Below are 19,426 nucleotides of genomic sequence, written 5' to 3' on the forward strand. Positions count from 1 at the left end.
AATTAGATTATGATTCTAGCCGTAGATGTTGGAAATACCAGAATTAAAGCCGCTGTATTTGAGGATAATACCCTTTTAGAACACTTTGCTTTTCTGAAAACGGAACTTGAAAAAAGTATTCAAAATATTTTAGAAAAATATAAAAATACTACCGATTTAGTCGTTGCATCCGTATCTAAGGTCGAAAAAGAAGCCTTTGTTCGCTTCGAAACGAGGTTGAACGTTCATTTTATTTCCCATTCCGATGCTTTTCCGTTTGTCAATTGTTATGAAACGCCACAAACCCTCGGCATTGACCGCATGGTTCTTGCTACAGGAGCGACAATTCAATATCCAAAACAAAATAGATTGGTGATCGATGCCGGAACCTGTGTGACTTACGATTTTATTGATGAAAATGATAATTATCTCGGTGGTGCCATTGCGCCCGGTTTGCAATTGCGTTACGCATCGCTCCATAATTTCACAGCGAAATTACCGTTGTTGTCATTGGAAAGTCCCAAGCATTTTATAGGAAAATCAACGTCAGAATCGATTCATTCCGGAGTCGTAAATGGGTTGGTCTACGAAATTGAGGGGTACATCAATGAATTAAAGAGTCAATATTCAAAATTTATAATAATTTTAACGGGTGGAGATACAGTTTTTTTGGCTAAACGATTAAAAAATACCATATTTGCCAATTCAAATTTCCTACTCGAAAGTTTGAATCAAACATTTCAATATAAAATCAAAAAATGATTAAAAATTTTTTAATAAGCTCTTGTTTATTGTTGTCATTACTATCTTTTTCGCAAGCAGGAACTTCTTCGCCTTACTCCTTCTATGGCATTGGAGAGGCCAAGTTTAATGGCAATGTCGAGAGTCGCTCGATGGGTGGAATATCAATGATTCCTGATAGTACACGTATCAATTTTCAAAATCCAGCTGGATTTGCCAACCTAAAATGGACCAATTTTGCTATAGCAGCAAGTACCGATTATAAAAAACAAAAATCTGGCTCCTCTGATGCTGTTACCCGAAGAACAACCTTAGATTATATCGCTTTAGCAGTTCCATTGGGAAAATTTGGTGCAGGTTTTGGTCTGATTCCCTATTCTTCTGTTGGCTATAATATAGAAAACATCTACGATGACGGTTCACAAAACAGCAAACGTTTCAATGGTTGGGGTGGTATGAACCGAGTTTTTTTAGGAACAGGATATCGAATTATGCCTAACTTAAGTATTGGTGCAACGGCTTATTATAATTTTGGAAAAATCAATACCAATAGTGTCGAGTTTATTCCATTCGTGCCTGTGGGCTCGCGTGAATTGAATGTAACTACCTTATCGGGATTGAATTTGAACTTTGGACTGATGTATCAGTATAAATTGAAAGATAAATTGACCTTGTTTAGCAGTTTTTATTATACTCCAAAAAGCATTTTGGTTTCTAATAACGAACGAACAATTGGTACTGTGACTATAAATTCGAGTTACGATTACTCTTCAGTCGATTCTTATGACTCGGTTACGACCAAAAAAGATCTGAATTTACCGCAAAAATGGGCTCTAGGTTTTGGTATTGGAGATGCCAAAAAATGGGTTTTTGGAGCCGATTTCGCCGTTCAAGATGTAGGTAAATTGTATAATACGTATAATACTTTGGATAATGTAACCTACAGTAAATACCAACGCTATGGTTTTGGAGGTTATTTTACTCCTACGGTAAACCCGTTTTTTAGTTATGCTAAAAGGATTACCTACCGAGCTGGTTTTGTATATGAAAAAACAGGACTCATTGTCAATTCAACTTCTATCAATGATGTTGGAATGACATTAGGAGCTGGTTTGCCTATTACCGGTTCCTTGACTAATTTGAATTTAGGCTTGCAATTCGGAAAGAAAGGAACTACCTCGAATAATTTGGTGCAGGAAAATTATATTATTCTAAACTTGGGATTTTCGCTTAACGACAAATGGTTCGTAAAAAGTAAGTACCGTTAAGCAATTCAGTTGTGATACTATTTTCATAGAATTCTGTTAGGTTGAACCAATGAATTTACAAAAAACAAAAACTATCCTTTTTCTCCTCTCTGGTATCGCTGGCTGGATTGTATGGGGTTGTGAAAGCAATTTTAAAGAAATTCAAAAAAGTAACTTATCGGAATTTGTGCCTAGTGGCGAAGCTGAAAAAATTAATTTAAAATACACCGATTCAGGTCGAATCACAGCGATTTTGGTAAGTCCCAAAATGATGGAGTTTGCCAATGTTGATTTTCCATTTACCGATTTTCCGAAAGGTATAGACGTGACTTTATATGACAAAAACAATAAAAGAACGATAATTCTTGCCGATTATGCAACCTCATACAAATTGACCAATATTATCGATTTGAAAGGGAATGTAAAAATCACTTCACAAGACGGACAAATTCTAGAAACGGACCAATTGTTTTTCGATCAGAAAAACGAATGGTTTTTTACTGAAAAAAGCTTTAAATTTACCGATGCCAAAGGATCTTCCAAAGGTCAAGGAATCGATTTTAGTAAAGATTTTAAGGTCATCAACTCGCAGAAAATTGCCGGAGAAATCGAATCAGACGAATAAAAATAGTACAGTATGAAATATTTAAAGTTTACCCAGTATATTTATCTTGTTGCCGCAATCATTTTTGCAATTAGAGCTGCTGAAATATGGGACAAAGAACGAGAGCAAGCCTATCTTTTTTTAGGAATCACAGCACTTTCTATTTTTATGTTTTTCTTCAGAAGAAAGTTTGCCAAAAAGTTTGAAGATAGAAACACCAATTCCTAATTATGGAAATTAGTATTATCATTTTATGTCTAATACTATGTGCGTTTTTTTCAGGAATGGAAATTGCTTTTATCTCTTCGAATAAAATTTATCTCGAAATAGAAAAAAAACAGGATAATTTCATTTCCTCCATCCTAACCAAACTCACCGAAAAACCATCAAAGTTTATTGCCGCAATGCTCATTGGAAATAATATAGCATTGGTGGTGTACGGGTTTTTTATGGGTGATTTATTAATGCTTTGGATAGAAAATCTGGGAGTGCATTTGTCTGATTTTCTGAACCTTCTGCTGCAAACGATTCTTTCCACAATCATTGTTTTGGTTACCGCCGAGTTTTTGCCTAAAGTTTTTTTTCAAATTTATGCCAATTCGCTGATGAAGTTTTTTGCGCTTCCGGCCTACTTTTTTTACCTTTTATTTTATTTTATTTCCTCATTTTTCATTTGGGTTTCCGATTTTGTTTTGATGAAATTTTTCAAAACCGAAGGCGATCAGGTCCCCTTGTATTTCAGCAAAGCCGAACTTGGAAACTATATTACCGAGCAAATGAGCACAGTCGAAAATAATGAAGAAATGGATTCTGAGATTCAAATTTTTCAAAACGCCTTAGACTTTTCCGGAGTAAAAGCGCGCGATATTATGACGCCAAGAACCGAGCTCGTTGCTATCGATTTATTGGATTCTATTACAGAATTAAAAGAATTATTTATTGAAACAGGCTACTCGAAAATTCTTGTTTTTAACAGTTCGCTAGACGATATCGTAGGCTATGTTCATTCTTTTGATTTATTCAAAAAACCAAAAAACATCAAATCGATTCTGATCCCGGTGGAATTTGTTCCCGAAACGATTTACATAAAAGACGCGATGAACTTGCTTACCAAAAAACGGAAAAGTGTTGCCATTGTTCTCGACGAATACGGAGGGACCTCTGGAATTATAACCATAGAAGATATTATTGAAGAGCTTTTTGGCGAGATTGAAGACGAACACGATTCTGACGAGGAATTGATCGAAAAACAACTCGAACAAGGCGTTTTTGTTTTCTCCACCCGACTCGATGTCGAATATATAAACCAAGTGTACAAATTAGACATTCCGGAAAGTGATTCTTACGGTACATTGGGCGGTTTTATTGTAGATTCAACAAAAGAAATCCCTCAGAAAGGGGATGCAGTTACCATTGGGAACTACCATTTTATCATCGAAGAAGCCACCAATAAGAAAATCGAATTGGTCAAAATGACAGTAAAAGATTGATTTTTTTTAATAAATCAAAAAAACTTGTAAATTATAACGCGAGTACTATAATTATTAATTAGATAATTGTATTTTCGCAGACTGAATATAAAAATTAATATAAATTAAAATGGCAGTTTTACAAAAAATTAGACAACGTTCCGCATTAACTATAATAATTATTGCATTTGCTTTATTTGCATTTTTAGTTCCAAGTTTATTCAATAAAAATAATTTGGTCAAAGGCTCAACCGATGTTGGGAGTGTAAATGGTAAAGATATTTCTTTCGAAGAGTTTAGAATTAAAGTTAGTAATGTCGAAAAAAGCCAGCAAGGTATTACTCCAACAGCAGCCGCGAACCGAGTTTGGGATCAAGAAGTGTCTATTGCTTTATTAACAAATGAATTCGATAAATTAGGATTAAGAGTAGGAGCAAAACATATAATGGAAGTGTTGAAATCAGATCAAAATATTGGAAAAAACCCAATGTTTTTGAATGCTGCCGGTGTTTTTGATGAGGCCAAATTCAAGGAAGCTATTAAAACCAATCCTCAAATTGCGGATTATTTGAAGAATGCCGAAAAGGATGCTGAGCTTAACGCAAAATATCAGATGTACGCTACAATGATAAAAGCAGGCGCTTACACCACAGACAGTGAAGGAAAATTGAAATATGAAATGGAGTCCAACAAAGTAAACTTCTCCTATGTTGCCGGATTGTATTCGACCATCAAAGACAGCGATGTAAAAATTTCAGACGATGAGATTGTTGCTTTTATGAAAAAGAACGAAAAGAAATACAAGTCGGATGAAACAAGAGAACTAGAATATGTTCTGATTGAAGACAAAGCTTCACCTGCAGACGAAGCGGAAATAAAAGCAAAAATCAATTCCTTGTTAACAGGAAGTGTTGTTTACAATACTAAAACCGGAAAAAATGATACATTGCCAGGTTTCAAATCGGCTACTAATGTGGTTGAATTTGTAAATTCAAACTCAGATGTTCCTTATGATTCAACCTATGTAGCCAAAAAAGACTTACCAGCTGTTGATGCCGATAAATTATACAACTTAGCTCCAGGAGAAATTTATGGGCCTTATATGTTCGGAAAATACTATTGTCTATCTAAATCATTAGGCAGAAAAGTAGGCGTGAATGCAAAAGCAAGTCATATCTTGATTAGCTATGAAGGAACACAAGTTCCAAATCAAAAAGAGAAAAGAACAAAAGAACAAGCCAAAGCGAAAGCAGAACAAATATTAGCGCAAGTCAATGCTAACCCAGATAGCTTTATGATGTTAGCTTTTACCGCTTCGGATGATTCATCTTCACAACAAGGTGGAGACTTAGGTTTCTTTGGACCAAATCAAATGGTAAAACCTTTCAATGATTTTGTTTTTGGGAACCCTATCGGAAAAGTGGGATTGGTAGAAACTAATTTTGGATACCATATTATTAAGGTTACAGACAAACAAGACGGAATTCGCCTTGCTACTGTAGCTCAAAAAGTAGAAGCTTCAGAAGTAACATCAAACAAAATTTTCGAACAAGCAACTCAATTCGAAATGGATGCTAACGAAAAAGATTTTGCAAAAACGGCTGCAGCAATGAAACTTACCGTTGCACCTCCAGTGACTGTAAAGGCAATGGACGAATCTTTTGGTCCATTGGGTAACCAAAGAAATATCGTGAGATGGGCATTCGAGGACGAAACTGCTGTTGGTGCAGTAAAAAGATTTGAAGTAGCCAATTTGGGTAATGTTATTGCAAAAATTAAAAAAGTAAATCCAGAAGGATTGATGGCTGTTGATATGGTTCGTTCTTATGTGGAACCAATTTTAAAGAACAAGAAAAAAGCCGAATTAATCAAAGCCAAAATGTCGGGAACTTCGCTCGAAGCGATTGCTAAAGCTGCAGGTTCAACAGTACAACAAGCTATAGATGTAACTATGGAAAATCCAGTACTTACTGGCGGTGTTGGACAAGAGCCAAAAGTAGTCGGAAATGCATTTGCCTTGAGCGCTGGTAAACTTTCGGCTCCAATCGAAGGAAATACAGGTGTGTATGTAGTGAAAAATAACAGCACAGTAAAAGCACCCGTTTTGAAAGATCATACAGCTTATGTGGCCAAATTGAAAGCACAAAGCGCAGGAGATTTCAACAGAGTGATGCCAGCATTAAAAGACAAAGCTGAAATCAAAGACAACAGAAAACAATTCAATTATTAGATTGAAGTTTAAATAAAGATGGAATCCCGTTTAGTACTGCACTAAACGGGATTTTTTATAATATCATATCATTATAAGAAACGATCGTGCGAAAACCTCTTTCTTTAAAATAGTCGGCAGGATTTTCTTTTGAAATCGCTAAAACAAAATCGCCACCCCAAGCACCAAGGCTTTTTATGACACCATTAAAATCGGGAAATAAGGATTCCTTTATGGTTTGCATTTCGAGAATAGTACTCATTCCGGCCTCGTGTTCTTCTAATGCCAAAGCAAATTCTTGAAGTGTTTCTGCCTGTAAAACCGCCGAAGTAATTTTGTTGCTCGCAATAATGTTCTTAGCTAATGTTTCGTTTTTGTTGTTATAATACGATGCGATAGCGGCTTTGCTACTTTGTTTTTTTTCCAAATAGACAAAGTATAAATTTTCGGCAAATTTAGGTTCAAATGATACGGTTTCAACTACTGGCTTGCCATTGTCTAAATGATACAAAATAGGACTGTCATTTTGAGCACAGGCAATATCGTATCCGCTGCCACCAAAACTATTGTTAAGCAAATCAAAGGCATTAATCTCTAGCCATTGTGCGATATTATTTATCAGAGTAGAGGAAGTTCCCAAACCCCAATTTCTTGGAAAACTGAGTTCTGTTCGAATTTGAAACCCTTGCGATTTTTGTATAAAGTCTGGATTTAATAAATAACCTTGCCGTAAAATTTCGATTAAAGTGTTTTTTACAGATTCAGGTGATGCGAGAGATTTTTCTTTTATAATATCCTCGAATGAAATAGTTTCTTCTAGCCAAAGACTTCCATCTGCATCATAACTTGTCCAATTAATTTCTTGATTATTCCCTTTTTCGACAATCAGTTTTTGTCCGAATTTGGTAGGCAAAGCCAAAGCATTTGCGCCGTCAAGAACCAAATATTCTCCTGTAATTAATAGTTTTCCGTTGCTGTAAAATTCTTTTATCATAGGGTAAATTAAAAATACCCTGTCAGGGTTCAAAACCCTGACAGGGTGTCGAAAAGATTTAAATTAAACAGGTCTTCTTAAAATTTCAATATATTCAACAACCGCACTATGCGAAACGACATGGTGCTTGAAATGTTTCTGAATCGAAGCACGTTCCTCGTCATTAGCTTCAAATTGATTAAGGATATTATTCAAATGCATTTTCATATGTCCGTCCTGAATTCCGGTGGTGGTTAGCGAACGCAAAGCAGCAAAATTTTGTGCCAATCCTGCCACTGCTACAAACTGCATCAACTCTTGTGCCGATGGATTTTCTAACATTTCTAAGGATAATTTCACCAAAGGATGCAAGCTAGTCAAGCCGCCAACGGTTCCTAAAGCCATAGGAACTTCTAACCAAAAACTAAAAATACCATTTTCGATTTTGGCGTGTGACAAGCTCGAATAACTTCCGTTTCGGGAAGCGTAAGCGTGAATTCCAGCTTCCACGGCACGGAAATCATTACCTGTAGCAAGCACCACGGCGTCGATTCCGTTCATAATCCCCTTGTTGTGGGTTACGGCTCGAAACGGTTCGACTTCGGCAATTTGAACTGCTCGAACGAATCTTTCAGCAAAAGCTTTCGGGTTTTCGATATGTTTTTCGACCAAGTCATCAACAGGACAGGAAACTTCGGCGCGAACAATGCAATTGGGAACATAATTCGAAAGAATGCTCATCACCACTTCAATGTCTTTTTCTGCTGAAGAAAATAAATCATATAGTTGCGCTTCATTTTTCAATGTTTTGGCAAATTGCTCCAAACACGAATTAATAAAATTGGCGCCCATCGAATCTTTGGTTTCAAAAGTAGCGTGCAATTGATAGTAATTCGGCAACAAATTGGTTTTGTTTCGCAATTCGATATCCAAAATTCCGCCGCCGCGTTTTTGCATATTTTTGGTAATGCTTTCCGTATTGGAGTAAAATTTACTTTTTGTTTGCCCAAAAAATAATTCCAATTTCGATGCGTCGCCTTTGAAAATAAAATGAACCTGACCAATTTTTTCGCTATTGATAACGGTAGCTTTAAAACCGCCGCGAGTAGACCAGAATTTTGCTGCTTTTGAGGCCGCTGCCACAACCGAACTTTCTTCAATCGCCATCGGAATGCTGTTGTATTTTCCGTTAATCAAAAAATTAGGTGCCACACCAAGCGGAATGTAGAAATTGCTTATCGTGTTTTCGATAAATTCATCGTGTAACTTTTGGAGTTTTTCGTCTGAATTCCAATAGTTTTTTAGGATAGAAATGGCTTCTTGAGGGCTGGAAAAGTATTCTTTGGCAATCCAGTTTATTTTTTCTTCTTTGGATAATTTCGAAAATCCGGCGATCGATTTTGACATTTATTTTTTTTAATAGGAATATTTGTTTTTAATGATTCCAAAAACACGAACCGTTTTGTTGTTTTCAAAAATTTGATACGAAATCGTATAGCCTTTGAAAACATAATCTCTATAGGCGTCGTCTTTGAAATATAAAGACTTTTTGTAATTATCGGGGAATTTCAAGTCTTTTCTAACTGCAGAAATTAAATCTTTTTTGAATTTTCTTGCTGCAAGAGGTTTGTCTTTGGCTATAAAACGAACTATGTCACCTAGCAAATCAAAGAATTCATCATCTATATCAATTTTCATATTCAGAAATTATTTTTTCTAAATACTCATCAAGCTCTTCCAAACTTCTCGATTTGCTTTCTCCAGACTCAAATTTTTTCACGGCTAAATGCAATCTATCTCGATACTCTAAAAAAGATTTGTCCTCAATAATTGGACTATCTTCCTCAACAATATGCAATTCGGTTGCAGAGAAAGAATTCAAAAATTCGATTAGTTTTTCTTTTATACTGGATTGAAATTCGATTTTGATAGTTTCCATATTCATTTTTTATAGAATTCAAAATTAGTAAAAAATTGGTTTCCAACTGAGTTTTACATCTCGTTTCTTTTTTTTAACATTTAACAGTCCGAATGTGAAATAATTGTAAAATTTTCACTAAAATTGGACACTTTTAAATTAAAATACTAGTAATGATTTCAAATAAGATTAACCTACTGTTTTTGTTGTTGTTAACTTCTGTTTTTGCACAACAAAAAATCACTGTCGAAGCTATTTATACCGGACAATTTCAACCCAAAGGAATGGTTGAATTGCAATCGATGAAAAATACCAATCAATATACGGTTTTAAATTTTGATCAAGCGAGCCGAAGCTTGCAAATTGACGTATTTGATTTTGCTACTTTGAAAAAAGTGAGCACATTAATCGACACTAAAAATCAAAGTAAATTATTCGGAGGAATCGATAGTTATGCTTTTAGTTCGGATGAAAAAAAAGTATTGATAGCCAATAATACCAATCCGATTTACCGTCATTCCTTTACTGCTGATTATTTTCTGTATGATATTGAAACGAAAGAATTATATAAAGTTCTAGAACAGGTTCAGGAGCCTAGTTTTTCGCCTGACAGGAAAAAGATTGCGTATGTGAAAGAGAATAATATTTTTATTTATGACATAGCGTCCAAAACCAATGCTCAAATCACCACCGACGGAAAGAAAAATGAAATCATCAACGGAATCACGGATTGGGTGTATGAAGAAGAATTTGCCTTTGTGAGCGCTTTCGATTGGAGTGCAGACAGCAAAAAAATCGGGTTTATTCGTTTTGACGAAAGCCAAGTTCCTGAATTTTCGATGTCAATTTTTAGTAAAGACTTGTATCCAAAAATTGAAACCTTCAAATACCCAAAAGCAGGGGAAAAGAACTCCACCGTTTCCTTGCATTTGTATAATGTCGATTCCAAAACCACCAAAAAAGTAGATTTAAGTCAATACAATGATTTTTATATTCCAAGAATCGAATGGACGAAAGATGCCAATATTTTATCGGCAAAAATTCTAAATCGTCATCAGGATAATCTGGATTTACTTTTTGTTGATGGGACAACGGGAGCAACAAAAGTAGTTTTCAATGAAAAAGACAAATCGTATATAGACTTTATCGATAAAGATAATTTGACCTTTTTAGAAAACAACAATTTTATTTGGACCTCCGAAAAAGACGGTTTCAATCATATTTATCAGTACGATAAAACAGGGAAATTAATCAATCAAGTGACCAAAGGCAATTGGGAAGTGACCGAATATTATGGTTTTGATGAGAAAACCAAATCAGTTTTTTATCAATCGACAGAGAATGGTTCTATCAACAGAGACGTTTATAGAATCAGTTTAGACGGGAAAAATAAAACAAGATTATCTCAAAATTTAGGAACTAACGCCGCTACTTTCAGCCCCAATTTTCAATATTTTATCAATTCCTTTTCGAGTGCTTCTCAACCCACTACTTTTACGCTGAATGATTCTAAAACAGGAAAACAAATTCAGGTTATTGAAAATAACGAAGCTTTGGCAACCAAATTAAAAGACTACAATTTGCCCAAGAAAGAGTTTTTCGTACTCAAAACCGAGAGAGGAAATGAACTGAATGCTTGGATAATCAAGCCAAAAGATTTTGAACCATCTAAGAAATATCCTGTTTTTATGTATCAATATTCTGGACCCGGTTCGCAACAAGTGAATAACGAATGGAATAGTCACGACGACTATTGGTTTATGATGTTGGCGCAGCAAGGCTACATTGTAGCTTGTGTTGACGGTCGCGGAACAGGTTTCAAAGGAGCCGATTTCAAAAAAGTCACTTACAAACAATTAGGAAAATACGAAGTCGAAGACCAAATTGATGCGGCAAAAGTTTTAGGAAATTATCCTTATGTCGATAAATCTCGAATCGGTATTTGGGGATGGTCTTATGGAGGATTTATGTCGAGTAATTGTATTTTGAAAGGGAATGATGTTTTCAAAATGGCGATTGCCGTAGCGCCGGTAACCAATTGGCGTTTTTATGACAGCGTTTATACCGAACGATATATGCAAACGCCTCAAGAAAATCCTAGCGGTTATGACGATAATTCTCCCATAAATTTTGTGAGTAAACTTAAGGGGAAATATTTGCTAATTCACGGTTCGGGCGACGACAATGTACACGTGCAAAATTCGATGCAAATGATGGAAGCCCTAATTCAAGCCAATAAACAATTTGATTCCCAAATATATCCCGATAAAAATCACGGAATTTATGGCGGAAAAACAAGAATACAATTGTTCAATAAAATGACTACTTTTATACAAAATAATTTATAGAATCTACCAATACATCTAATTTATAACCATAATCTTAACCACAATAAATAAAATGAGTGAAGCAGCAGTAAAAACAGGACATCCAAAAGGACTTTGGGTATTATTCGGAACCGAAATGTGGGAACGTTTCAATTTCTATGGAATGCGAGCCATTCTAACCTTATTCCTCGTGAATTCGTTAATGATGAAAGAGGAAGATGCATCATTAATATACGGAGGATTCTTGGGATTGTGTTATTTGACACCTATGTTGGGAGGTTTCATCGCCGATCGTTTTTTTGGAAATAGAAACTGTATTTTATTGGGTGGTTTGATGATGGCCATTGGGCAATTTTTACTATTTGCCAGTGCTAGTGTTTTTGGAACCAATTTAAGCCTTGCCAATCTATTAATGTGGTCAGCTTTGGGAATAATTATTTTTGGAAATGGTTTTTTCAAACCTAATATTTCAAGTATGGTGGGGAGTTTGTATCCCAAACAAGAAAAAAGTAAGTTGGATACCGCTTTTACCATTTTCTATATGGGAATCAACTTAGGCGCTTTTCTAGGTCAATTGATTTGTCCAATTGTCGGTGATGTAAAAGATGCTGAGGGAATTCGCGATATTCACGCGTTCAAATACGGGTTTTTGGCAGCTTCAATAGCTATGCTTATTGGAACCGCCATTTTTTATGTATTGAAGGATAAATATGTAGTCACTCCAGAAGGAAGGCCACTTGGCGGATTGCCATCCAAAAATGAAGCCTCTGATTTTGAAGAAGGAGAATCTCAAAAAGCAGTTTTCTCACAAAAGGCTTTGATTACCGCAGGAATTGTATTTATGGCTTTAGGGGCCGTTATTCATTTTGTTTTTGATCAAAACTTAATTTACACCTTGATTTATTCCAGTGGTTTAACATTGGCAGGATTAATTGTTTCCGATACTTCATTGACGAAAGTCGAACGCGATAGAATATTTGTAATTTATATCGTTGCGTTCTTTATCATCTTCTTTTGGGCAGCTTTCGAGCAAGCAGGATCTTCATTGACTTTTATCGCCGATAACCAAACCGACAGAAGCTTCTTTGGTTGGAATATGCCTCCTTCAATGGTTCAAATTTTCAATGGATTATTTGTTGTGGCCTTTGCTATTCCGTTTAGTATGTTGTGGGATTATTTACGAAGCAAAGACAGAGAACCTATTTCTCCAATGAAACAAGCTTTTGGATTGGCATTGATTGCTTTGAGTTATTTCATCATTGCGCACAATGTAAAAGATTTAGGTAATAATGGACTTTTGGCTATCAAATGGTTGATTCTTTTGTATTTAATTCAAACTTGTGCTGAATTATGCTTGTCGCCAATAGGTTTATCATTGGTAGGAAAGTTGTCTCCAAAACGTTTTTCTTCATTATTATATGGCGTTTTCTTTTTGTCTAATGCTTCAGGTTATGCATTAGCAGGAACATTAGGTTCCATTATGCCAGCAACAGGAGATAAATTTATCAAAGCCAAAGAACTCGGAATCGATTTGCAAGCCGTTTTAGACAAAACTATCACGCCTACTGCCGAGCAATTAAAAGTATTGGCAGCCAATCAGATTAGCGATCATAATCCCGTTTTTGCAGGATTTGAAATTCATAATTTGTATGAGTTTTTTATGGTGTTTGTTGTATTGACAGGGCTTGCCGCCATAATTTTGTTTTCATTGACACCTTTCTTGAAAAAAATGATGCACGGAGTTCGTTAACAAAATTTAAATTATTTTTTTATACCTTTCAAACCTACAGGAGATTCCTGTAGGTTTGTTTTTTAATTAAGAAAACTATGGAACAAAATTTAACTATCGAGCAAATACAAAACTTCAAAGGCAAGTATCCCAAACAATTGTGGTACTTGTTTTTTAGCGAAATGTGGGAACGGTTTAGTTTCTATGGAATGCGCGGAATGTTGGCGGTTTTTATGGTCAGCCAATTGATGATGGACGAAAAAACGACTAATCTTCAATACGGAGCGACTCAGGCTTTTGTTTACGCATTTCCGTTTATTGGAGGCTTGTTTGCTGATAAAATTTTAGGTTTAAGAAAATCTTTATTTTGGGGTGGACTGTTGATGATTGTGGGCAGTGTAATCCTCTCATTAGACCCGAAAAACTTTTTTTTCTTAGGCATAAGTTTTACAATCGTTGGAACTGGTTTTTTCAAACCCAACATTTCCTCGATGGTAGGTCAATTGTACAAAGAGAATGATGTGCGACAAGACGCTGGATTTTCTTTGTTTTATGCAGGTGTAAATATTGGAGCTCTAATTGGAGGATACATTTGCATAGCGGTTGCCGAAGGTTCATTATGGAGCGGATTTGTTCCGGAACATTTGCGATGGAATTTTGCCTTTGGTTTTGCAGCCATTGTAATGCTTGTGAGTTTACTGACCTTTACCCAAACCCAAAAAAGTTTAGGTGAAATTGGACTTTCTCCATTGTTGCATTTAGAAAAATCAAAAAGAAGAATAAGAGAAGTGGTTACATATATTGCTTCCCTTGCCATCATTCCGTTAATTATTTTGATGGTGGCCAATACGGTTTACACTGATTATTTTATGATGGTAATTGGACCTGTATCTTTACTATATTTAGTATACGAAATGCGTAATTTTTCTGTTGCCGAAAACAAAAAGCTGATTGCGGCTTTTGTCCTAATTGTTTTTTCTATTTTCTTTTGGGCGTTTTTTGAGCAAAGTGGAGGCTCGTTGAGTTTGTTCGCTGTCAATAATTTGCATAATACATTGTTGGGATTTGAAGTGAGTCCAAATGGAGTCAACAATTCGGCCAATTCTTTATTTGTGATAGCTTTTGCTACTGTGGTGGGGCTGCTTTGGATTTGGATGAATGCCAGAAAAATTGAACCCAATACAGTAGTTAAATTCGGCCTTGGATTTCTGTTTCTCGCTGGTGGTTTTTGGGTATTTTATTACACCCAATTTTTTGCCGACCCAAGCGGAAAAACATCACTTAATTTATTCACTTTCGGTTGGTTTATCATCACTTTTGGTGAATTGTGTCTGTCCCCAATTGGGCTAAGTGCGATGTCTCGATTGTCTCCTCAAAAAACGCAGGCCGTAATGATGGGTATTTGGTATTTGGCGAGTGCTTACGGGCAATATTTTGCAGGAATATTAGGTGCCAATATTGCTGATGCCTCTGAGAATGCTACAAATTTAGAAAAACTAATTGTCTATGCCGATGGTTACAAACAACTCGCTATTTATGCTTTGATTGCGGGTGTAGTTTTGATACTAATTTCGCCTTGGGTGAAAAAATTAATGCAGGAAGTAAAATAAAAGATTATGACTCCAAACACCACTGACCAATTTTTCAAGAACCCAGTTTTAGGACATCCGCCAGGTTTATTCATTTTGTTTTTTACCGAAATGTGGGAACGATTTTCCTTCTACGGAATGCGTTCTTTACTCATTTTATTCTTGACATCATCCGCAATGGATGGCGGTTGGGAGTGGACGCGAGAAACCGCTTCTTCCTTATTTGGGTCTTATGTAGGACTGGTTTATTTGTCCACAATGTTGGGTGGCTATTTTGCCGATAAAAAAATTGGCTATCGTTTAGCTGTGGTTATTGGCGCGAGTTTAATGACTTTAGGACACGCTTCAATGGCGGTTGAAACCGAATTTTCTATTTATCTCGGTTTGGTTTTGCTGGTTTTTGGTAACGGATTTTTCAAGCCGAATATGGTTTCCATTATTTCTGAAATGTACAAAGATCGTCCCGACAAAAAAGATGGAGCCTACACTTTGTTTTATATGGGTGTCAATGCTGGAGCGTTCTTCGGAATATTGCTTTGTGGGTATCTAGGCGAAAAAGTGGGTTGGAGCTACGGTTTTGGATTGGCAGGAATTTTTATGTTCTTCGGAATGTTACAGTTTTGGTTATCGCAAAGTATTTTTGGTGAAATCGGCTTAAAGCCAAATGCAGCCAGCAAGGCAAAAATAGAAATAGCGGATTCAGACAAAAGAAATCCGTTCACGTCAATTCAGTTAGGATTAATAGGTGTAATGGCGACTTTGGGATTGCTTTGGATTTTGAATGCGCCAATTTCCAAAATTTCAAAAGGAACAATAGATGTTTTTAGTTTCTTGGGAGATAATGGAAACTCGATTGCCATTCTTACGGCTTTGATTTTATTTATTGGATTGCTAGTGTACAGATTCACTCAATATTCCCAAATCACAAGAGAGAAATTAATGGCGGTAACATTTTTCGCCTTTCTGACTATTTTCTTTTGGGCGATTTTCGAACAATCCCCCAACAGTTTAACCATTTTTGCTTCGGATTACACCAACCGAGTTTTGGAAGGCAAGTGGAGTGTCACTTTTTTGGTAGTAAATTCCTTGATGACCATTTTACCATTGACCATTATTACTTGGGTTTTGACTTTATTATTCAAACAAACTTTCAAAACATACACCTTGGCTTCGGTGATTTTAAGTAGCAGTTTTGTGATTATTTGGACTATAGCTTTATGGATGTTGGCCAAAGATTATTACACTGCAGGTTACCTTTCTTTGTCGGACGAAACTTTAGCCTTTTTAAAAATCGAAAAAGTAACAGAACCTTTGACCGAAGTTCCTGCAACCTGGTTTTCGACTTTGAATTCATTATTCATTATTTCTCTCGCACCCTTATTTTCGAAATGGTGGGAAAGTAAATACAATCCGTCAGCCAATTACAAATACGGAATTGGGATGGCTCTGCTGGGTTTAGGAATGGCTTGCATCGCTTTTGGAGCCGACGGAATTGCACCCGGAGCCAAAACCGCTTCAGTGAGTATGATTTGGTTGATTCTAGTGTATCTTTTTCACACGATGGCCGAGTTGTGCATTTCGCCAGTAGGATTGTCTAATGTTAGTAAATTGGTTCCTGCCAGAATGATTGCATTTATGTTTGGAGTTTGGTATCTTGCGGTCGCCATCGGAATGAAAGGAGCAGGAATGTTTGGCGAAAACATCGATAAAATTGCCAACGAACACGGACTAAGTTACTTCTTTTGGATGCTGACACTAATTTCTATTGCGGTTAGTTTCTTTGCGATTGTTATGGGACCCGTGGTCAAAAAATTGATGCACGGTGTAAAATAACGGCACTGTTTTTGTTAAGAAAAATAAACTAAATGATATAAAAATGAAGAAAATAATTCTAACCGTATTAGTGGTAATGAGTTCTTTGGCTGTTCAGGCACAAGAACTAAAATGGGAAACTGACATCAACAAAGCCATATCGGTATCCAATAAAACCAAAAAACCAATGTTGTTGTTTTTCACAGGAAGCGATTGGTGTGGATGGTGCATTCGCTTGCAAAAAGAAGTGTTGAAAACGCCAGATTTCGCCACTTGGGCAAAGAAAAACGTGGTTTTGGTTGAATTGGATTACCCAAGAAGTGTTCCACAATCTGATGCTATAAAAGCTCAAAATGCTGGCTTACAACAAGCATTCGGCATACAAGGATTTCCTACTGTTTACTTTGCAACTGCCAAACAGAAAAACGGTAAACCAAGTTTTACAGGTATAGGAAGTACAGGATATGTTGCTGGTGGGCCAAAAGCTTGGTTAGCAGAAGCCGATAAAATTCTGAAAACAAAATAAGTTTATTCTAATCTATAAAATCCCTTTTCGTCAGTAGCGTGAAAAGGGATTTTTGCTTTTAAGCAAGTCACTTTCCATAATTTTTGAATGGTTTTGTAATTCGAGGCATCGGCTACAACTATTTTAGGTTTTGTGGTTTGTAAAAACCGTTCCAAATTTATTTTTGGAGATTGAGTAAAAACCACAATATCTGGACGAATGGACGTCGGATACACTCCTAAACTGTCCAAAATCAGGATTTTGTTTCCCTTAAAGTACATCAGGTTTTGTAATTTTTTCTTTGAACTCAAACGGCTAAAATTCCCTGTCAAATAAGTTGAAAATGTTTTGTTTTTTGAGACAGTTTTCAAAAGACTGTCATTGGCATACAAACTGACCTTATCCCCCTTTCGTTCCGCAATAAGAGTGCTTTTCTTTGAATTGAAAATCACTAATTCATTCTGATTTTGAATAATCCAATGTTTGGATAAATATGAAATTTGTAAAATAATTAGGGCAACTAATGTCAAAGCTAGTCTGTTGAAACTCGGTTTTTTGAACCAAATAATGGAGCTGATAATCAATAAATACAAACTCAATAGCAACAGCCAATTGAACGGAATATCCCGAAAGATGAATTGCTCAAAAGAGGCGATTGTATTGATAATTTTGTTTAAAAAGTAAATGCTCCATTCCAATGATTTGGCTAAAATAATAGGAACATAATCGAAGGCTGCCAAAACCATAACCAAAACACCCAAGCCCATAATCACGCTCAGAAACGGAAGAATTACCAAATTAGTCAGGAAAAACAAGCCCGGAAATTGATGAAAATAATAAATACTCAAGGGCAAAGTGCCAATTTGTGCTGCGAAAGAAACGGTCAAAATTTCCCAAAAGTAATACACAATACTGTTTTTTGGTGTCCAAAGTTGCGACAATAAAGGTTGCAACCAAAGAATAAAAAACAAGGCAATATAACTCAATTGAAAGCCCACATCAAACAAAAATGAAGGTTCAAAGAGTAAAATAAGCAACATCGAGACTAATAAAGTATGGAATATATTCGTGCTTCGTCGCAGATACATCCCGATAGCCACAAACGAAAACATCGTAACCGAGCGAAGTACCGAGGGAGCCAAACCGGCAATTAATCCAAAGGACGACAGCGAAACCAGAATAATTATCAACTTGATAAACGAACCTCTTTTAGTGTTGGGAAATGGCTTCAAAAGATAAGTAACAAACAGCAATATAAATCCAATATGCAATCCCGAAACAGACAAAATGTGTACTGCACCAGCAAATTGATAATCCTTGATAATCTCCGGCGAAATATCTTGTTGTTGTCCCAAAATCAAGGCAATGGCAACATTCAATTCTGCTTTGTTGAATTGGATTTTTTCTAAATTCCGAATGATTTTCGTTCGCAGTTTTGAGGTATAATACCAAACATCTTTTTCGATAATTGAACCCATTTTGATGTCCGACGCATCGGCATACATTTGTGCATATATTTTTTTGCCTTCGAGGTATTTGCCATAATCAAATTGGTTCGGATTTTTGGACGGTTCATTTTTGTATAAACTTCCGTCGATTTGCAAATGGGTCCCAATTTCAAAAGCGTGATTTAGGCTGTCTTTTCGAATATTCAATAAAATTCTTCCCGTTTTTACGGATTGATCTACCTGGTTTACGATAGTAATATAGCGGTCGTTGTAACTAGAACTACGCAGTTTTTCTCTAATGGTAACCGTCACCGAATGCGGTTTGTCGAATAGTGCTTTGTGGTGTATATAATTGCTTTTTTGAAAAGCATTGGTATGAATAATTTGTGTAGTCGTGCCAATGCTAAAAGCAAGAAAATAAGTAGCAAGACCAATATAGATTGGATTTACAACTTTATTTTTTGCTATGAAATGCGCTGTGGCGAAAGCAAAAAAGGTGATGAAAAGTAATATAAAGGAAAATTGTGGACTCGGTTGAAAATAAAAGGCGAAGAGGATTCCTATGATAAAACCTATTGTAATTCTTGCCAAAGGAAATTGTAATACTTTCATAATGATAAAAGTACGAAATTTTTAATACGAACCCGTTGGGTGTAATTCAATTTTTTTTAAACACATAGAGTCATAGGTTTTAATTAATTTTATTAAGACGCTTCGCGTGATTTTAGTAAATCATAGCTATGTGAACCCAAGAACTGGGCTATCCAACTCTTTTTTCTATGATTCTATGCGTTTCAATTTTACTATTTCTAAAAATTTAATAATTTCACCCAACGAGTTAATACGAAGTAACTTTGAAAATCTTGATGTTTCGAA

The 19,426-nt window shown here is 35.9% G+C and carries 16 protein-coding genes; 11 read left to right on the forward strand and 5 right to left on the reverse strand.

All coding sequences use genetic code 11. The features are described from left to right. Nucleotides 1–9 precede the first annotated feature (9 nt). The 6 genes from E1750_RS08750 (at nucleotide 10) to E1750_RS08775 (ending at nucleotide 6,270) form a co-directional block, all read left to right on the forward strand. On the forward strand, nucleotides 10–741 hold the full coding sequence (locus tag E1750_RS08750; protein ID WP_133276409.1) for a type III pantothenate kinase: 732 nt from the start codon (nucleotides 10–12) through the stop codon (nucleotides 739–741). Next, a complete protein-coding gene (locus tag E1750_RS08755; protein WP_133276410.1) occupies nucleotides 738–1,988 on the forward strand; it encodes a hypothetical protein in 1,251 nt (416 codons plus the stop codon). Before E1750_RS08750 ends, E1750_RS08755 begins: the two co-directional genes overlap by 4 nt. A 49-nt stretch (nucleotides 1,989–2,037) precedes the next feature. Next, on the forward strand, nucleotides 2,038–2,592 hold the full coding sequence (lptC, locus tag E1750_RS08760) for an LPS export ABC transporter periplasmic protein LptC (RefSeq protein ID WP_133276411.1): 555 nt from the start codon (nucleotides 2,038–2,040) through the stop codon (nucleotides 2,590–2,592). Nucleotides 2,593–2,604: 12 nt separating this feature from the next. Beyond that, the gene (locus E1750_RS08765) at nucleotides 2,605–2,799 is read left to right on the forward strand and encodes a hypothetical protein (RefSeq protein WP_133276412.1); all 195 of its coding nucleotides are present in this window, start codon (nucleotides 2,605–2,607) and stop codon (nucleotides 2,797–2,799) included. Between the two features lie 2 nt (nucleotides 2,800–2,801). After that, the gene (locus E1750_RS08770; RefSeq protein WP_133276413.1) at nucleotides 2,802–4,061 is read left to right on the forward strand and encodes a hemolysin family protein; all 1,260 of its coding nucleotides are present in this window, start codon (nucleotides 2,802–2,804) and stop codon (nucleotides 4,059–4,061) included. Between the two features lie 109 nt (nucleotides 4,062–4,170). After that, nucleotides 4,171–6,270 carry a peptidylprolyl isomerase gene (locus tag E1750_RS08775; RefSeq protein ID WP_133276414.1) on the forward strand — a complete coding sequence of 700 codons (2,100 nt, stop codon included), beginning with the start codon at nucleotides 4,171–4,173 and terminating at the stop codon, nucleotides 6,268–6,270. A 55-nt stretch (nucleotides 6,271–6,325) separates the two neighbouring features. On the opposite strand, the gene E1750_RS08780 is transcribed toward E1750_RS08775, so the two are convergent. From E1750_RS08780 to E1750_RS08795, 4 genes are all read right to left on the reverse strand, one after another. Then, on the reverse strand, nucleotides 6,326–7,243 hold the full coding sequence (locus E1750_RS08780) for a GYDIA family GHMP kinase (protein ID WP_133276415.1): 918 nt from the start codon (nucleotides 7,241–7,243) through the stop codon (nucleotides 6,326–6,328). A gap of 63 nt (nucleotides 7,244–7,306) precedes the next feature. Beyond that, nucleotides 7,307–8,629: a hydroxymethylglutaryl-CoA reductase, degradative gene (locus tag E1750_RS08785; protein ID WP_133276416.1), complete on the reverse strand. Its 1,323-nt coding sequence runs from the start codon at nucleotides 8,627–8,629 to the stop codon at nucleotides 7,307–7,309. A 9-nt stretch (nucleotides 8,630–8,638) separates the two neighbouring features. After that, a complete protein-coding gene (locus tag E1750_RS08790; RefSeq protein ID WP_133276417.1) occupies nucleotides 8,639–8,920 on the reverse strand; it encodes a type II toxin-antitoxin system RelE/ParE family toxin in 282 nt (93 codons plus the stop codon). After that, on the reverse strand, nucleotides 8,910–9,161 hold the full coding sequence (locus E1750_RS08795) for a hypothetical protein (RefSeq protein WP_133276418.1): 252 nt from the start codon (nucleotides 9,159–9,161) through the stop codon (nucleotides 8,910–8,912). The genes E1750_RS08790 and E1750_RS08795 overlap by 11 nt, the downstream gene beginning before the upstream one ends. A gap of 152 nt (nucleotides 9,162–9,313) precedes the next feature. Here E1750_RS08795 and E1750_RS08800 point away from each other — a divergent pair, with 152 nt between their 5' ends. The 5 genes from E1750_RS08800 (at nucleotide 9,314) to E1750_RS08820 (ending at nucleotide 17,123) form a co-directional block, all read left to right on the forward strand. Beyond that, the gene (locus tag E1750_RS08800; protein WP_133276419.1) at nucleotides 9,314–11,488 is read left to right on the forward strand and encodes a S9 family peptidase; all 2,175 of its coding nucleotides are present in this window, start codon (nucleotides 9,314–9,316) and stop codon (nucleotides 11,486–11,488) included. Between the two features lie 52 nt (nucleotides 11,489–11,540). Then, nucleotides 11,541–13,217, forward strand: a complete 1,677-nt coding sequence (locus E1750_RS08805; RefSeq protein ID WP_133276420.1) for a peptide MFS transporter — start codon at nucleotides 11,541–11,543, stop codon at nucleotides 13,215–13,217. A 77-nt stretch (nucleotides 13,218–13,294) separates the two neighbouring features. Then, entirely contained in the window at nucleotides 13,295–14,806 is a 1,512-nt protein-coding gene (locus E1750_RS08810) for a peptide MFS transporter (RefSeq protein ID WP_133276421.1), read from the forward strand. Nucleotides 14,807–14,812: 6 nt separating this feature from the next. Further along, nucleotides 14,813–16,618, forward strand: a complete 1,806-nt coding sequence (locus E1750_RS08815; RefSeq protein ID WP_133276422.1) for a peptide MFS transporter — start codon at nucleotides 14,813–14,815, stop codon at nucleotides 16,616–16,618. 43 nt (nucleotides 16,619–16,661) lie between these two features. Beyond that, on the forward strand, nucleotides 16,662–17,123 hold the full coding sequence (locus tag E1750_RS08820) for a thioredoxin family protein (protein ID WP_133276423.1): 462 nt from the start codon (nucleotides 16,662–16,664) through the stop codon (nucleotides 17,121–17,123). Between the two features lie 2 nt (nucleotides 17,124–17,125). On the opposite strand, the gene E1750_RS08825 is transcribed toward E1750_RS08820, so the two are convergent. Next, a complete protein-coding gene (locus tag E1750_RS08825) occupies nucleotides 17,126–19,162 on the reverse strand; it encodes a ComEC/Rec2 family competence protein (protein WP_133276424.1) in 2,037 nt (678 codons plus the stop codon). Between the last annotated feature and the right edge of the window lie 264 nt (nucleotides 19,163–19,426).

Source organism: Flavobacterium nackdongense (genome assembly GCF_004355225.1).
In the GTDB taxonomy this organism is placed as follows: domain Bacteria; phylum Bacteroidota; class Bacteroidia; order Flavobacteriales; family Flavobacteriaceae; genus Flavobacterium; species Flavobacterium nackdongense.

Bases quoted from the DNA above. Each gene is read 5' to 3' on its own strand.
- E1750_RS08810 (WP_133276421.1), top strand. From the start codon at position 13,295: ATGGAACAAAATTTAACTATCGAGCAAATACAAAACTTCAAAGGCAAG.
- E1750_RS08820 (WP_133276423.1), top strand. From the start codon at position 16,662: ATGAAGAAAATAATTCTAACCGTATTAGTGGTAATGAGTTCTTTGGCT.
- E1750_RS08825 (WP_133276424.1), bottom strand. From the start codon at position 19,162: ATGAAAGTATTACAATTTCCTTTGGCAAGAATTACAATAGGTTTTATC.
- E1750_RS08800 (WP_133276419.1), top strand. From the start codon at position 9,314: ATGATTTCAAATAAGATTAACCTACTGTTTTTGTTGTTGTTAACTTCT.
- E1750_RS08780 (WP_133276415.1), bottom strand. From the start codon at position 7,243: ATGATAAAAGAATTTTACAGCAACGGAAAACTATTAATTACAGGAGAA.
- E1750_RS08770 (WP_133276413.1), top strand. From the start codon at position 2,802: ATGGAAATTAGTATTATCATTTTATGTCTAATACTATGTGCGTTTTTT.
- E1750_RS08755 (WP_133276410.1), top strand. From the start codon at position 738: ATGATTAAAAATTTTTTAATAAGCTCTTGTTTATTGTTGTCATTACTA.
- E1750_RS08765 (WP_133276412.1), top strand. From the start codon at position 2,605: ATGAAATATTTAAAGTTTACCCAGTATATTTATCTTGTTGCCGCAATC.
- E1750_RS08775 (WP_133276414.1), top strand. From the start codon at position 4,171: ATGGCAGTTTTACAAAAAATTAGACAACGTTCCGCATTAACTATAATA.
- E1750_RS08795 (WP_133276418.1), bottom strand. From the start codon at position 9,161: ATGGAAACTATCAAAATCGAATTTCAATCCAGTATAAAAGAAAAACTA.
- E1750_RS08815 (WP_133276422.1), top strand. From the start codon at position 14,813: ATGACTCCAAACACCACTGACCAATTTTTCAAGAACCCAGTTTTAGGA.
- E1750_RS08790 (WP_133276417.1), bottom strand. From the start codon at position 8,920: ATGAAAATTGATATAGATGATGAATTCTTTGATTTGCTAGGTGACATA.
- E1750_RS08750 (WP_133276409.1), top strand. From the start codon at position 10: ATGATTCTAGCCGTAGATGTTGGAAATACCAGAATTAAAGCCGCTGTA.
- lptC (WP_133276411.1), top strand. From the start codon at position 2,038: ATGAATTTACAAAAAACAAAAACTATCCTTTTTCTCCTCTCTGGTATC.
- E1750_RS08785 (WP_133276416.1), bottom strand. From the start codon at position 8,629: ATGTCAAAATCGATCGCCGGATTTTCGAAATTATCCAAAGAAGAAAAA.
- E1750_RS08805 (WP_133276420.1), top strand. From the start codon at position 11,541: ATGAGTGAAGCAGCAGTAAAAACAGGACATCCAAAAGGACTTTGGGTA.